The organism is Burkholderia pyrrocinia (assembly GCF_022809715.1).
Taxonomy (GTDB): Bacteria; Pseudomonadota; Gammaproteobacteria; order Burkholderiales; family Burkholderiaceae; genus Burkholderia; species Burkholderia pyrrocinia_C.
Genome location: NZ_CP094459.1, coordinates 72,771 through 87,475, shown reverse-complemented (window position 1 = coordinate 87,475; position 14,705 = coordinate 72,771). Strand labels below are relative to the sequence as shown.

Sequence of the window (14,705 nt, the reverse complement as noted above, 5' to 3'; positions counted from 1 at the left end):
TCGCCTTTTTCGGACTTGGATCCCAGCACTACCGCCGGAAGCGGCCTGAGCCGGCATCGACCCATTCATCCATGACAAGAAATCGCTTCGTTATGCGGCGCATTGCCACGACCCTCGTCGTCGCCGGCATCATCGTCTCGCAGGCCGCCTACGCTCAGGTCACGCTCAACTTCGTGAATGCGGATATCGACCAGGTCGCGAAGGCGATCGGCGCCGCAACCGGCAAGACCATCATCGTCGACCCCCGTGTGAAGGGGCAGCTCAACCTCGTTGCCGAACGTCCGGTGCCGGAAGACCAGGCGCTGAAGACGCTGCAGTCGGCACTGCGCATGCAGGGCTTCGCGCTCGTGCAGGATCACGGCGTACTGAAGGTCGTGCCCGAGGCCGACGCGAAGCTGCAGGGCGTGCCGACCTATGTCGGCAATGCGCCGCAGGCGCGCGGCGACCAGGTGATCACGCAGGTGTTCGAGCTGCACAACGAATCGGCGAACAACCTGCTGCCCGTGCTGCGGCCGCTGATCTCGCCGAACAACACGGTGACGGCCTACCCGGCGAACAACACGATCGTCGTGACCGACTATGCGGACAACGTGCGCCGCATCGCGCAGATCATCGCGGGCGTCGACAGCGCCGCAGGCGCGCAGGTGCAGGTCGTTCCGCTGCGCAACGCGAACGCGATCGACCTCGCCGCACAGTTGCAGAAAATGCTCGATCCGGGCGCGATCGGCAACAGCGATGCAACGCTGAAGGTGTCGGTCACGGCCGACCCGCGCACCAACTCGCTGATGCTGCGCGCGTCGAGCGCATCGCGCCTCGCGGCCGCGAAGCGCCTCGTGCAGCAGCTCGACGCGCCGAGCGCGGTGCCCGGCAACATGCACGTCGTGCCGCTACGCAACGCCGACGCGGTGAAGCTCGCGAAGACGCTGCGCGGGATGCTCGGCAAGAGCGGCAGCGACAGCGGCTCGTCGGCATCGTCCAACGATGCGAACAGCTTCAACCAGAGCGGCGGCTCGTCGTCGAGCGGCAACTTCTCGACCGGCACGTCCGGCACCCCGCCGCTGCCGTCGGGCGGTCTCGGCGGTTCGTCGTCCTCGTCGGGGGGGTACGGCGGCTCGTCGGGCAGCGGTGGCGGTCTCGGCAGCGCCGGCCTGCTCGGCGGCGACAAGGACAAGGGCGACGACAACCAGCCGGGCGGGATGATCCAGGCCGATGCGGCGACCAACTCGCTGATCATCACCGCGTCCGATCCGGTTTACCGGAACCTGCGCTCGGTGATCGACCAGCTCGACGCGCGGCGTGCGCAGGTCTATATCGAAGCGCTGATCGTCGAGCTGAACTCGACGACGCAGGGCAACCTCGGCATCCAGTGGCAGGTGGCGAGCGGCCAGTTTCTCGGCGGCACGAACCTGAACCCCACGCAAGGTCTGGGCAACAGCATCGTCAACCTGACGACCGGCGGCACGGCAGCCACCACCGGGCTGGCGGCCAACCTCTCGACGCTGACCCAGGGCCTCAACATCGGCTGGCTGCACAACATGTTCGGCGTGCAGGGGCTCGGAGCACTGCTGCAGTATTTCGCGGGCGTGAGCGATGCGAACGTGCTGTCGACGCCGAACCTGATCACGCTCGACAACGAGGAAGCGAAGATCGTCGTCGGCCAGAACGTGCCGATCGCGACCGGTTCGTATTCGAACCTGACGAGCGGCACGACGAGCAATGCGTTCAATACCTACGACCGTCGCGACGTCGGCCTGACGCTGCACGTGAAGCCGCAGATCACCGACGGCGGGATCCTGAAGCTGCAGCTCTATACCGAGGATTCGGCGGTCGTCGCCGGCACCACGAGCGCGCAGACCGGCCCGACCTTCACGAAGCGCTCGATCCAGTCGACGATCCTGGCCGACAACGGCGAGATCATCGTGCTCGGCGGCTTGATGCAGGACAACTATCAGGTGTCGAACAGCAAGGTGCCGCTGCTCGGCGACATCCCGTGGATCGGCCAGTTGTTCCGTTCGGAATCGAAGCAGCGCGCGAAAACCAACCTGATGGTGTTCCTGCGTCCGGTGATCATCTCCGATCGCAGTACCGCGCAGGAAGTCACGGCCAACCGCTACGACTACATCCGGGGCGTGACGGGCGCGTACAAGTCGGACAACAACGTGATTCGCGACAAGGACGACCCGATCGTCCCGCCGATGCCGCTCGGCCCGAGCCAGGGTGGCACACCGGCAGGGAACCTGTTCGATCTCGACAAGATGCGCCGCCAGCAGGTGCAGCGTCAGGTCGTGCCGGTCCCGGCCCAACCGTTGCCGGAGCAGACGCCCGCGCAGCCGCAGAGCGTGCCGCAGCAGGCGGTGCCGCAACAGCCGCTGACCGCCCCGGGAGCCTCGCAGTGAGCGACGTGCGCGCGTCTTCCGCCCACGACGGCGCGCCGGGCGAACGGCAGCCGCCGTCGCCGCTCGCTGCGCGCCTGTTGCCGTACGGCTTCGCGAAGAGCGGCCAGGTGCTGATCGCGCACCAGCTCGACGACACGCTCGAGGTGTGGATCAGCGAACGCACGAGCGACGCCGCGCTCGCGGAGATCGCGCGCAACTTCGGCTCGATTTCCGTGCACCGCGTGCCGGCCGACGAGCTCGCGCAGGCGATCAACCAGGCATACGCGCGCCAGGACGGCAGCGCCGCGCAGGTGGTCGGCGAGGTCGAAGGCGAAGTCGATCTGTCGCGGCTGATGCAGGACATCCCCGAGGTCGAGGATCTGCTCGAATCGGAAGACGACGCGCCGATCATCCGGATGATCAACGCGCTGCTCACGCAAGCGGCGCGCGAACAGGCATCGGACATTCACATCGAGCCGTTCGAGAACTCGTCCGTCGTGCGTTTTCGCGTCGACGGCACGCTGCGCGACGTCGTGCGCCCGAAGAAGGCGCTGCACGGCGCACTGATCTCGCGGATCAAGATCATGGCGCAGCTCGACATCGCGGAGAAACGGCTGCCGCAGGACGGCCGCATCACGCTGCGCGTCGGCGGCCGGCCGGTCGACGTGCGCGTGTCGACGCTGCCGACCGGGCACGGCGAGCGCGCGGTGCTGCGTCTGCTGGAAAAGGATGCGAAGCGCCTGAACCTCGAAGCGCTCGGGATGGGTCGCGACACGCTCGTCCAGTTCGACAAGCTGATCGCGCGACCGCACGGCATCGTGCTCGTCACGGGCCCGACGGGCTCGGGCAAGACGACGACGCTGTATGCGTCGATGTCGCGGCTCGAAACCGCGACGACCAACATCATGACCGTCGAGGATCCGATCGAATACGACCTCGGCGGCATCGGCCAGACGCAGGTGAACGAGCGGATCGGGATGACCTTTGCCCGTGCGCTGCGCTCGATCCTGCGCCAGGATCCGGACGTGATCATGATCGGCGAAATCCGTGACCTCGAAACTGCGCAGATCGCGGTGCAGGCGTCGCTGACGGGCCACCTCGTGCTCGCGACGCTGCACACGAACGATGCGGCATCGGCCGTCACGCGTCTGACCGACATGGGCGTCGAGCCGTACCTGCTCGCATCGTCGCTGCTCGGCGTGCTCGCGCAGCGCCTGGTGCGGCAGCTCTGCCCCGTCTGCAAGGAAGAGCGGCACGAGGATGGCCGCACGCTATGGCATCCGGTCGGCTGCGACAAGTGCGGGCATTCGGGCTACGCGGGCCGGCGCGGCGTATACGAGCTGCTGCTGGTCGACGACTCGATCCGCTCGCTGATCCATCGCAACGCGGCCGACGCGGAGATCCTGGCCACCGGCCGCGCGGAAGGGATGCGCACGCTGCGCGACGACGCCGAACGCTGGCTCGCGGCCGGCGCGACGTCGCTCGAGGAAGTGCTGCGCGTGACGGGAGGCGCATAGCGCGATGCCGGCATTCCGTTTCGAAGCGATCGATGCGGCGGGACACCCACAGAAAGGCGTCATCGATGCCGACAGCGCGCGTGCCGCGCGTGGCCAGTTGCGCACGCAGGGGCTCACGCCGCTCGTCGTCGAGCCGGCCGCCAGCGCAACGCGCGGCGCGCGTACGCAGCGGCTCGCGTTCGGCCGCAAGCTGTCGCAGCGCGAACAGGCGATCCTCACGCGCCAGCTCGCGAGCCTGCTGATCGCGGGGCTGCCGCTCGACGAGGCGCTCGGCGTGCTGACCGAGCAGGCCGAGCGCGACTACATCCGCGAGCTGATGGCCGCGATCCGCGCCGAGGTGCTCGGCGGCCATTCGCTCGCGAATGCGCTGGGCCAGCATCCGCGCGATTTTCCGGAGATCTACCGCGCGCTCGTCGCGGCGGGCGAGCATACGGGCAAGCTCGGCATCGTGCTGTCGCGCCTGGCCGACTACATCGAGCAGAGCAATGCGCTGAAGCAGAAGATCCTGCTGGCCTTCACGTATCCGGGCATCGTCACGCTGATCGCGTTCGGCATCGTCACGTTCCTGCTGAGCTACGTGGTGCCGCAGGTCGTCAACGTGTTTGCGAGCACGAAACAGCAGTTGCCGATCCTCACGGTCGTGATGATGGCGCTGTCGGAATTCGTGCGGCACTGGTGGTGGGCGATCATGATCGCGGTCGCGCTGATCGTGTGGTTCGTGAAGGCGACGCTGTCGCGCGACGGGCCGCGGCTCGCGTTCGACCGCTGGGTGCTGACCGCGCCGCTCGCGGGCAAGCTCGTGCGCGGCTACAACACGGTGCGCTTCGCGAGCACGCTCGGCATCCTCACCGCGGCCGGCGTGCCGATCCTGCGCGCGCTGCAGGCGGCCGGCGAGACGCTGTCGAACCGCGCGATGCGCGCGAACATCGACGACGCGATCGTGCGCGTGCGCGAAGGCTCCGCGCTGTCGCGCGCGCTGAACAACGTGAAGACGTTTCCGCCGGTGCTCGTGCACCTGATCCGTTCCGGCGAAGCGACGGGCGACGTGACGACGATGCTGGATCGCGCGGCCGAAGGCGAAGCGCGCGAGCTCGAACGCCGCACGATGTTCCTGACGAGCCTGCTCGAGCCGCTGCTGATCCTGGCGATGGGCGGCATCGTGCTCGTGATCGTGCTGGCCGTGATGCTGCCGATCATCGAGCTGAACAACATGGTGCAGTGACGGCCTGACTGGTTGGCGAGGCCGTCGCCGTTCCGTTCAGCGCATGTAGATCGCGGGGGACGGCGTGTTCGCCGGAAGCTGGATTTCGGCGCGGGCGCCGTTGCGGTCGACGATGATCGAGCGGGGGCGGACTTCGGCGAGCTTCGCGCCGGGCGTGACCTCGGCACCGAGCGACACGGCACGCGGCGGTTCGCCGCCGACGCCGATGATCGCCGCGGCGCCGCGCTGGAGCGCGAGGATGCCGAACAGGTGGATGTCCTGCACGGGATTCTTGTCGAGCTGACCGCCGAAGAGCGCCGCGGCGTCCTCGGTGCGGATCGGCGGCCGCGCGGCGGCGGCGGGCAGCGGCGCTTCGCGGGCCGACAGCGTGACGACCCAGTAGGTGGCCGTCGCGCACAAACCCGCGAAGAGGGCTAGGGAAAGGATCCGGATCGAGAGCGCGTTCATGCGCGCTATTGTACGGATGTATATGAAATTTGCGTTGGGTGAAAGCCCTCGGCGATGCGCGCCTTACAATGCGTGCTCCGCGCCCGCGGGTCCGGAAGGTTGCTGTCAGGTAATCGTCCCGGTGTGCCGGGCGCGTCACTCAATCGACGACATTTTTTGGAAAGAGGTAGTCAGTCATGCAAACGTGGATCACTCGCCGCAACGCGGCCGTGCGTCGTCAGCGCGGTTTCACGCTGATCGAGATCATGGTGGTGGTCGCGATCCTCGGGATCCTGGCGGCGCTGATCGTGCCGAAGATCATGAGCCGCCCGGACGAGGCACGCCGCATCGCCGCGAAGCAGGACATCGGCACGATCATGCAGGCGCTCAAGCTGTACCGTCTCGACAACGGCCGTTATCCGACCCAGGAACAGGGCCTGAACGCGCTGATCCAGAAGCCGTCCACCGATCCGATCCCGAACAACTGGAAGGACGGCGGCTATCTGGAGCGCCTGCCGAACGATCCGTGGGGTAACGGGTACAAGTACCTGAATCCGGGCGTGCACGGCGAGATCGACGTGTTCAGCTACGGTGCCGACGGCAAGGAGGGCGGCGAGAGCAACGACTCCGACATCGGTTCGTGGCAATAAGCCGGCGCTGATCGTCCCGACGCTTCGTTCCCGCTCTTCATGCTCGCCATTCGCACGACTTCCCGCTGCGGCCGCGATTGCCGTGCGCATCGCGGCGCGGCGCCGTCCGTATCGGCGCGCGCCGATGGCGGGCCGGTGACGCATGGCGTGCGGCGCGCACGCGCGCGCGGCTTCACGCTGCTCGAAATGCTGGTCGTGCTCGTGATCGCGGGGCTGCTCGTGTCGCTCGCGTCGCTGTCGCTGACGCGCAATCCGCGCACCGACCTGCGCGAGGAAGCGCAGCGCATCGCGCTGCTGTTCGAGACGGCCGGTGACGAGGCGCAAGTGCGCGCGCGCCCGATCGCATGGCAACCGACCGCGCACGGCTTCCGTTTCGACGTGAGCTCGCCCGACGGCTGGCGCACGCTGCGCGACGACCTGCTGCGCCCGCGCGACTGGGACGGCGGTGTGACGGGCGCCGACATCGACTACCCGGGTTCCGACACGCGCGCGAATCGCGTCGTGTTCGGCACCGAGAGCGTCGACACGCCGGTGCGCGTGACGCTGCATTCGGCCGTCGGCAGCGCGACGATCGTCGGCACCGGCAACGGCCGCTACGAGGTGCAATGACGATGCGTCGTCGCCTGCCCTTCCCCGTTTCTTCGTCGCGCGGCTTCACGATGATCGAAGTGCTGGTCGCGCTCGCGATCATCGCGGTCGCGCTCGCCGCGTCGATCCGCGCGGTCGGCACGATGGCGACCAACGCATCCGACCTCCATCGCCGGCTGCTGGCCGGCTGGAGCGCCGACAACGCGCTCGCGCAGTTGCGGCTCACGCACGCGTGGCCGCAGATCGGCGACCAGAGCTTCGACTGTTCGCAAGGCAACGTGCAGCTCGTCTGCACGCAGAGCGTGAGCGCCACGCCGAACCCCGTGTTCCGGCGCGTTCGGGTGTCGGTGAGCATGCCCGGGCGCGCCGGCGTGCTCGCGCAGATGGTGACGGTGGTCGCGAATGAAACCAGCCGTCCGCTCTGACGCGCCGATGCGACGCCCGCACGCGCGCCCCGCCCGGGGCTTCACGCTGATCGAGCTGATGATCGCGATCGCGATCCTCGCGGTGGTCGCCATCCTCGCGTGGCGCGGGCTCGACCAGGTCATGCGCGGCCGCGACAAGGTTGCGTCCGCGATGGAAGACGAGCGCGTGTTCGCGCAGATGTTCGACCAGATGCGCATCGACGCGCGGCTTGCCGCGACCGACGACGAGGCCGGCCAGCCGGCGATCGGCGTCGCCGGCAACACGCTGCAGATCGTTCGCGAATTCGACGTGCCGGGCGCCGCGCCGCGGCTGCAGGTGGTCCGCTACCGGATCGCCGGCGGGCGCGTCGTGCGCTACGCGTCGCCGCCGCTCGACGATGCGAACCGGCTGCAAGGCGTGCTGAAGGACAGCAGCGTCGAAGGCTGGAGCTGGGTCGCGTTGATGGGCGGCGTCGGCGCGATCGACGCGAAGCTGTACGTGCCGCGCGTGGGCTGGACCACCAACCTGCAGACGGCCGACGACGCGCTCGCGCAGAACAACGATGCGCTCAAGGTGCCGCAGATCGGCAACGCGCCGCCGCCGCGCGCGGTGACGGGGCTGCAGGTCAGCATCGGCGCGACGTCGCTGCGCGTGCCGGTCACGCGCGTGTTCCTCGTCGGGGAATGACGATGCGCGCGCGCCCTCACCGTTCATCGCTCGCCAACCGCGCCGCCGCGCGCGCGCATGCACGCGGCCGCCAGCGCGGCGCCGCGATCATCACCGCGCTGCTCGTCGTCGCGCTGTCGGCGATCCTCGTCTCGGGGATGCTGTGGCGCCAGCAGGTGCAGATCCGCCGCATCGAGAACCAGCGCGTGATCGCGCAGGCGCAGTGGGTCGCGCGCGGTGCGCTCGACTGGACGCGGATGATCCTGCGCTCCGAAGGCGATACGGCGCCCGGCATCACGTATCTCGGCGGGATCTGGGGCGTGCCGATCGCGAAGACGAAGCTGTCGGACTTCCTCGGCCGGATCGGCGCGCCCAACGACAACGGCGGCGAAGATACCTATATCTCCGGCTCGATCGAGGACGCGCAGGCGAAGTTCAACCTGCGCAACCTCGTGGCGTCGCCGGCGCCCGGCGTGCTGCAGTTGAACGTCACGCAGCTGCAGGCGTTCCAGCGCCTGCTGACGACGCTCGGCTACGACGGCGCGTTCGCGAAACGCATCGCGCTGCAGGTGCGCGCGGGCCTCATGCATTCGGCCACGCGCTTCCAGATGCCGACGCTGCCGGGCGGCGGCGGCACGGCGCCGGCCACCGCGCCGGTGACCACCGACCAGCAGGGCGGCGGCTTCACCGACGATCCCGGCATGTCCGGCGGCGACCGCGGGCCCGCGCCGCTGATGATGACGGGCGTCGACAGCCTGCTCGACGTCGACGGCGTGACGCCCGAGATGGTCGCGCGGCTGCGCCCGTTCGTCACCGTGCTGCCGACCACGACGCCCGTGAACATGAACACCGCGCCGGCCGAGGTGATCGCGGCGCTCATGCCGGGGATGAGCGTGTCGTCCGCGCAGGCGCTGGTGTCGCGCCGCGAGACCGTGTTTTTCCGCAACGTCGGCGACGTGCAGCTCGCGCTGCGCGGCGCCGGCGCGCCGAACGTGACGCTCGACTCGAGCCTCGTCGACGTCAATTCGAGCTATTTCATCGTGCATGGCCGGATCCAGCACGAACGTGCGGAGGTCGATCGCACCTCGCTCGTGTATCGTGATCCGACCACGCACTCGACGCGGGTCGTGCGTATCCGCGACCAGCTATAACGACGCCATTCGGGAGAGGAGCTCTTGTGAGCACGTTGATTGTTTCTTTGCCGCCGCGCGAGCCTGCCGTGCCGTTGCAGGAATGGCAGTGGCCCGAGCTGCCGTTCACGCTCGTCGACAAGGCCGGCCAGGTGCAGCGCGCGGGCCGCGCCGCGCTCGCGCTGCTGCCGCGCGCGAATGCGACGGTGCTGATCGTCGCCGCGCGCGACGTGCTGCTGCTGGCCGCGAAGGTGCCGCCGCTCAAGGGGCCTAAGCTGCGCCAGGCGCTGCCCAACATCGTCGAGGATCAGCTGATCCAGGATCCGCTCGGCTGCCACATCGCGCTCGATCCGGTCGCGCTGCCCGACGGGCGCCGCGTGCTGGCCGTGGTCGATCGCGCGTGGTTCCGCGCGATCTGCGACGCGTTCGCGGCGGCCGGCCACCGGCACCTGAGCGCGGTGCCCGCGACCCGCTGCCTGCCGGCGCCGCGCACGTCGGCCGAAACGGCTTCGGCCGCGCCGGTCGACGGTGAAGCGGCCGTCGCGGCCGATGCCGCGCTTGTCGCGGACGCCGTCGAGCCGCCCGCCCGCCCGGCGACGGTCGCCGCCGTGCTCGGGCTCGCGACGGCGGTCGAACCGGCGCTCGTCGAAGCCGGCGCGCTGCCGGCCGTGGCCGGTGCGCCGCGCCTCGAACTCGCGGTTGCGCGCGGTGCGCTCGGCGAAGGCTTCGCGGCGCCTGCGTCGCGCGCGGCCGGCACGCTGGCCGCGCTCGCGGGCGGCGGCGACGTTGAACTGTACGAACTCGGCGAGCCGGGCGCGGAGCCGCGGCTCGCGTCGGTCGGCCGCACCGACGGCCCGCTGCTGCCGGGTGCCGCGCCGCTGTCGTTCGACACGTTCGCGCGGCGCGCGCTGACCGAGCGTTTCGATCTGTGCCAGTTCGAATTCGAATCGCAGCCGTGGCGCTTCGACCGCGCGACGGTGAAGCGCCTGCGCGTGCCGATCGCACTCGTCGCGGCGACGCTCGGCGTCGCGGTGGTCGGGATGAACCTGCACTGGTGGAAGCTGTCGCGCGAGCGCGATGCGCTGTCCGCGCAGATCACCGAGACGCTGCTGTCCGCATTCCCGAAGACGACGACGGTGCTCGATCCGCCCGCGCAGATGCAGCGCCAGCTCGACCAGTTGCGCCTGGCGGCCGGCGAGCTGTCGCCGAACGATTTCCTCGCGCTGGCGAGCGGGTTGACGCGCTCGATGGGCGCGCTGCCGCTGAACGGCATCGCGTCGCTCGACTATCACGACCGGCGGCTCGACGTCGGCTTCAAGCCGGAGGTCAAGGTCGATCCCGATTTCACGCAGCGCCTCGCGCGCAACGGCCTGTCCGGCGAAGTCGACAGCAATACGGGCAAATGGACGATCCGGAGCCGCTCATGAAGACGGAACAACTGAACCAGACGCTGACCCAGTTCTGGGGCGAGCGCTCGCAGCGCGAGAAGATGCTGCTCGGCTGGGGCGGCGCCGTGCTGGCGGTCGCGATCGCGTATTCGGTGCTGTGGTCGCCGGCGCAGGAAGGCCGCGCGCGGATCCAGCGCGAGCTGCCGAATATGCGCCGCGAACTCGCGCAGATGACCGCGCAGGCGAACGAGGCGAAGTCGCTGACGGCCGCCGCGCAGGGCGTCGCGCCGACCGGCCTGGCGCTGAAGGACGCGCTGACCGCGTCGCTGTCCGATCACGGGCTGCAGGGTGCGCAGGTGCAGATCGTCGGCAACGGCGTGCAGATCCAGATGAAGAACGTGTCGTTTCCGGCGTGGACGCAGTGGCTCGACGATGCGCGCCGGCAGTTCAAGGTGCAGGTCGGCGAGGCGCACGCGACCGCGCTGAAGGACGACGGCCAGGTCGACCTGACGGCCGTGATGCAACCGTCGACGCAGAAATGACGCAGTGGATGACGCAAGTGGCGGTCGGCCGATGAGGCCATGGACGAAGCGGCTCGCCACCGCATTGCCGTGGGTACTGGCGGGCGGACTGGCGACGGCGGTGACGCTCGTCGCGCTCGCGCCGGCCGCGTGGATCGCGCCGCAGTTCGCGCGCGCGACCGGCGGACACGTGAATCTCGTCGATCCGGACGGGTCGCTGTGGCACGGCTCGGGCACGCTGATGCTCGCGCCGGGCGCCGACCAGAGCGCGGCGACGCTGCTGCCGGGCCGGGTCGAATGGACCACCGGCTTCTGGCCGCTGCTGACCGGGCGCGTGCAGATGCGCATGCGCCAGACCGAGGCGATGCCCGATGCCGTCACGCTCGATGCGACGTGGCGTGGCGCGGTGCTGTCGGCGGGCACGATGGCCGTGCCGGCGTCGCTGCTCGCGGGGCTCGGCGCGCCGTTCAACACGCTCGACCTGCAGGGCGACGTGCGGCTCGGCTGGACCGACTGGCGCCTGTTCGGCAACAACGCGTTCGGCCAGTTGACGGTGACGATCGACTCGATGAGTTCGCGCGTGTCGCGCGTGAAGCCGCTCGGTTCGTACCGCGCTGTGCTGCAGGCGAAGGGGGCGGGCGCCGATCTCGACCTGTCGACGACGCAGGGCCCGCTGTTCCTCGACGGACACGGCAGCTTCGGCCCAGGCCAGGGATCGTTCCGCGGTACCGCGCATGCGGCGCCCGAGCAGCAGGCGAACCTCGCGGGGCTGCTGAACCTGCTCGGCCACCCGATCGGGAACAACGAGGTGTCGCTGATCTTCGGCGACGCGATGCGCTGACGCGCGCGTCGCCCTCTTCTCTTCCTACTTCTGCGCGAGCGGCGCGGCGGCCGACGATGCGGTTGCCGCAGGCGCGGCCGCACCGGGCGCCGGCACGGGCGCCGGCGCAGCCATGTCGCCCGTTTCGCGCGTCATGTCCGACGCATCCCAGCCGCCGCCGAGCGCCTTCACGAGCCCGACCGACGACACCATCCGCTGCCCGGCGATCGTCGCGAGCTTCTGCTGCGCGGTGAACGCGGTGGTCTGCGCGGTCAGCACGTTCAGGTACGCGACCGTGCCGGCCTTGTACTGGTTCGTGACGATCGCGAGCGAGTGCTCGGCGCTGTCGACGGCCTGCCGCTGCACGTCGATTTCCTGCGCGAGGATGCGCTGCGACGCGAGATTGTCCTCGACGTCCTGGAATGCGGTGAGCACCGCGAGGCGATACGCGGCGACGTCCTGGTCGTAGGTCGCGCGCGCGGCGTCGGTCTGCGCGGCGCGCAGCCCCGCGTCGAACAGCGTGGCCGCGAGTTGCGGGCCGACCGTCCAGAAACGCGCCGGCAGCGTGAACAGCTGCGACCACACCGAACTCTGGAAGCCGCCGGTGGCCGACAGCGTGAGCGTCGGGAAGAATGCGGAAATCGCGACGCCGATCTGTTCGTTCGCGGAAGCCGCGCGGCGCTCGGCGGCCGCGATGTCGGGCCGGCGCTCGAGCAGCGCGGACGGCACGTCGACCGGCGTGATCGGCGGCTCGGCCGCGAGCGGGTTCGGCGGCAGCGAGAAGGTCGACGCCGGTTCGCCGATCAGCGTCGCGATCGCATGCTCGTACTGCGCGCGTGCGACGCCGTTGTCGATCGACGCCGCCTGCGCACTCTGCAGTTGCGTCTGCGCCTGGATCACGTCCGCGCGCGCGGCGACGCCCTGCGCATACTGGTTCTGCGTGAGTTTCGACGACTGTTCGTACGACTTCACGGTGTCGTCGAGCAGCTTCTGCAGCGCATCGGACGTGCGCAGCTGGAAATAGGTTTGCGCGAGCAGCGCCTGCTGCGACAGCCGCGCGTTCGCGAGATCGGCCGCGGCGGCCGCTTCGCCGGCGCGCTGCGCGCTGACGGTGCGGCTCACCTTGCCCCACAGGTCGGGTTCCCAGCTCGCGTCGAGGCCGACGCTGTAGCTGTTGCTGATCGATCCGGACGAGCCGCTGCCGAAACTCGACGACGAGCCCGACGACAGCGACGTGCGCGGCGTGCGGGCGCGCGAGCCCGACGCGGTCAGCCCGACGGTCGGGAAATACGCGGCGCGCGCCTCGGTGACGAGCGCGCGCGCCTGCCGGTATGCGGCCGCCGATTGCGCGATGGTCTGGTTCGACGCATTGAGCTTGCCGATCAGCGCATCGAGCTGCGGATCGTTGTAGACCGTCCACCACGGGCCGCGGTCGGCACGATCGGCGGGCTGCGCGACCTTCCAGCCGGCCGGCGCTTCCTTGAATGCGGCGGGAATCGACGTGTCGGGCCGGTGATAGTCGGGCCCGACGGCGCAGCCGGCGAGCAGCACGGCCGTCGCAACGGCGACGGCGGCGCTCAGCGGGCGAAGGGCGCGCGGGAGGGGAGCGTACGGCATCGTGGTTTTCCTGTCTGGGCGCGACGGCCGGCGAGCGGCGTCGCGCGATGCGGTCGTCATGCCGCTGGCGGACAAATGGTAACTGACGGCGGGGAAGCCGCGCAGCCCTAAGGGTACGGTGCGCGGCGGCCGGAATGTGTTACCGGCGCGAGCGGCCGGGTTACCGGCCATTACGGATCGCTTGCGGCGAGACAGCCGCGCGACAGCGGCCGCAGCGGGCGCGGCCGGCGATCAGTCGGAACAGGCAGGACAGTCGGGAAAGCGGGAGTGACGCGACGTCAGTGGCACCGCACGGGCACCGGGACGGGCTCGGTGGCGGGCCGCCATGACGACGGCTCCGCCGCGGCCGGCTGGCTCGTGCGGCGTGCGCCGCCCTTCACATTGCGCTGCCGGCGATGATCGAACCATGCGAACCCGAGCGCCGCGAGCGAGCCGCCCGGCACGACCAGCATCGTCACGTACAGCGCGATCTTCCAACCGCGGTGCGGCCCGGAAAACACATGATGAGCGGTATCGGTCAGGTTGCGGCGCAGCGCGCCGGCGGCATTTTTCAGGAACAGCATCGCGAACATCCTCGGGTGCCCGGCAGCGCGGGCGAATCGGTCAGAACATAGTCTCCGGCAGTGCAACATGCACGTCGTAACTGGTTGCCTCAAATAATATTGACTAAGCAATCATTTTTCAAGATACTGGGCGCGTTTTAACCTGAAACGCACTATTGCTGCGTGCGCAATCGTATGACCGGCGGCCTCTACGATCCCGAGAACATCGCGCTGGAAACGAGCCTCGGCTATTACCTGTCGAAGGCGAAGCAGGCGCTCGTCGAGCGGATGGATCGCGCGCTCGAGCCGCTCGACCTCACCGCACAGCAGATCGGCGTGATCCTGCTGCTGTCGCGAGGTTATGCGCGCACGCCGTTCGAGCTGTCCCGCAAGATGTCGTACGACAGCGGTTCGATGACGCGCATGCTCGACCGGCTCGAACGCAAGGGGCTGGTCGCGCGTTCGCGCAGCGAGCAGGACCGCCGGATGATCGAGCTGACGCTGACCGAGCGCGGCGCCGATGCGGCCCGCGCGCTGCCGTCGCTGATCGCGACCGCGCTCAACGCGCAGCTCGACGGTTTCTCGGCCGACGAACTCGCGACGCTCACCGGCCTGTTGCAGCGCTTCATCGCCAACGGGCCCGGCACGACCGGTTGCCCGAAGCCCGACGAACCGGACTGCTGATGCGCGCGGAGGCCTCATGTGTAGGTTAAGCATTCGTTTATTTCTCTGTCTGGGCAGAAGATGACAAGGCACGTGCTGCGTTTCTTTCCTGATCCGTTCCACCCGGCCGGGCTGCGCCGCGTCGCGCACCCGTGCGTTGTGCCGGCGCGTCGCG

At 69.4% G+C, this 14,705-nt stretch carries 15 protein-coding genes; 12 read left to right on the top strand and 3 right to left on the bottom strand.

Features of this window, described 5'->3' with window-relative positions; all coding sequences use genetic code 11:
* Nucleotides 1-71: 71 nt before the first annotated feature.
* The 3 genes from gspD to gspF are packed head-to-tail and all read left to right on the top strand — an operon-like array spanning nt 72 to nt 5,114.
* On the top strand, nt 72-2,396 hold the full coding sequence (gene gspD / locus MRS60_RS00395; protein ID WP_243565056.1) for a type II secretion system secretin GspD: 2,325 nt from the start codon (nt 72-74) through the stop codon (nt 2,394-2,396).
* A complete protein-coding gene (gene gspE / locus MRS60_RS00390) occupies nt 2,393-3,892 on the top strand; it encodes a type II secretion system ATPase GspE (RefSeq protein ID WP_034183808.1) in 1,500 nt (499 codons plus the stop codon). The genes gspD and gspE overlap by 4 nt, the downstream gene beginning before the upstream one ends.
* Before the next feature lie 4 nt (nt 3,893-3,896).
* Nucleotides 3,897-5,114, top strand: coding sequence for a type II secretion system inner membrane protein GspF (gene gspF / locus MRS60_RS00385; protein ID WP_243565055.1), 1,218 nt, complete (start codon nt 3,897-3,899; stop codon nt 5,112-5,114).
* Between the two features lie 36 nt (nt 5,115-5,150).
* Here gspF and MRS60_RS00380 read toward each other — a convergent pair whose 3' ends face one another.
* Nucleotides 5,151-5,561 (bottom strand): type II secretion system protein N, encoded by a 411-nt coding sequence (locus tag MRS60_RS00380; RefSeq protein ID WP_034183806.1) that lies wholly within the window; start codon nt 5,559-5,561, stop codon nt 5,151-5,153.
* A 176-nt stretch (nt 5,562-5,737) separates the two neighbouring features.
* On the opposite strand from MRS60_RS00380, the gene gspG reads away from it, so the two are divergent.
* Genes gspG through MRS60_RS00340 form a run of 8 tightly spaced genes read left to right on the top strand, consistent with a single transcriptional unit; the run spans nt 5,738 to nt 11,729 of the window.
* Complete coding sequence (gene gspG / locus MRS60_RS00375; protein ID WP_006751354.1) at nt 5,738-6,190, top strand: type II secretion system major pseudopilin GspG; 453 nt, start codon at nt 5,738-5,740, stop codon at nt 6,188-6,190.
* A 39-nt stretch (nt 6,191-6,229) separates the two neighbouring features.
* Nucleotides 6,230-6,799 (top strand): GspH/FimT family pseudopilin, encoded by a 570-nt coding sequence (locus MRS60_RS00370; RefSeq protein ID WP_243565054.1) that lies wholly within the window; start codon nt 6,230-6,232, stop codon nt 6,797-6,799.
* Between the two features lie 2 nt (nt 6,800-6,801).
* Entirely contained in the window at nt 6,802-7,203 is a 402-nt protein-coding gene (gene gspI, locus MRS60_RS00365; RefSeq protein ID WP_034183977.1) for a type II secretion system minor pseudopilin GspI, read from the top strand.
* 7 nt (nt 7,204-7,210) lie between these two features.
* Nucleotides 7,211-7,870, top strand: a complete 660-nt coding sequence (locus tag MRS60_RS00360) for a PulJ/GspJ family protein (RefSeq protein ID WP_034183804.1) — start codon at nt 7,211-7,213, stop codon at nt 7,868-7,870.
* Nucleotides 7,871-7,872: 2 nt separating this feature from the next.
* Nucleotides 7,873-9,000, top strand: a complete 1,128-nt coding sequence (gene gspK / locus MRS60_RS00355) for a type II secretion system minor pseudopilin GspK (RefSeq protein ID WP_243565053.1) — start codon at nt 7,873-7,875, stop codon at nt 8,998-9,000.
* A 26-nt stretch (nt 9,001-9,026) separates the two neighbouring features.
* Complete coding sequence (gene gspL / locus MRS60_RS00350; protein ID WP_105390356.1) at nt 9,027-10,406, top strand: type II secretion system protein GspL; 1,380 nt, start codon at nt 9,027-9,029, stop codon at nt 10,404-10,406.
* Entirely contained in the window at nt 10,403-10,909 is a 507-nt protein-coding gene (gene gspM / locus MRS60_RS00345; protein ID WP_034183975.1) for a type II secretion system protein GspM, read from the top strand. Before gspL ends, gspM begins: the two co-directional genes overlap by 4 nt.
* Before the next feature lie 31 nt (nt 10,910-10,940).
* On the top strand, nt 10,941-11,729 hold the full coding sequence (locus MRS60_RS00340; RefSeq protein WP_034183802.1) for a type II secretion system protein N: 789 nt from the start codon (nt 10,941-10,943) through the stop codon (nt 11,727-11,729).
* Between the two features lie 24 nt (nt 11,730-11,753).
* On the opposite strand, the gene MRS60_RS00335 is transcribed toward MRS60_RS00340, so the two are convergent.
* Complete coding sequence (locus MRS60_RS00335; protein WP_243565052.1) at nt 11,754-13,325, bottom strand: efflux transporter outer membrane subunit; 1,572 nt, start codon at nt 13,323-13,325, stop codon at nt 11,754-11,756.
* A 278-nt stretch (nt 13,326-13,603) separates the two neighbouring features.
* Nucleotides 13,604-13,888, bottom strand: coding sequence for a multidrug ABC transporter ATPase (locus tag MRS60_RS00330; protein WP_243565051.1), 285 nt, complete (start codon nt 13,886-13,888; stop codon nt 13,604-13,606).
* 174 nt (nt 13,889-14,062) lie between these two features.
* On the opposite strand from MRS60_RS00330, the gene MRS60_RS00325 reads away from it, so the two are divergent.
* The gene (locus MRS60_RS00325; protein WP_034183800.1) at nt 14,063-14,551 is read left to right on the top strand and encodes a MarR family winged helix-turn-helix transcriptional regulator; all 489 of its coding nucleotides are present in this window, start codon (nt 14,063-14,065) and stop codon (nt 14,549-14,551) included.
* Nucleotides 14,552-14,705: the final 154 nt, after the last annotated feature.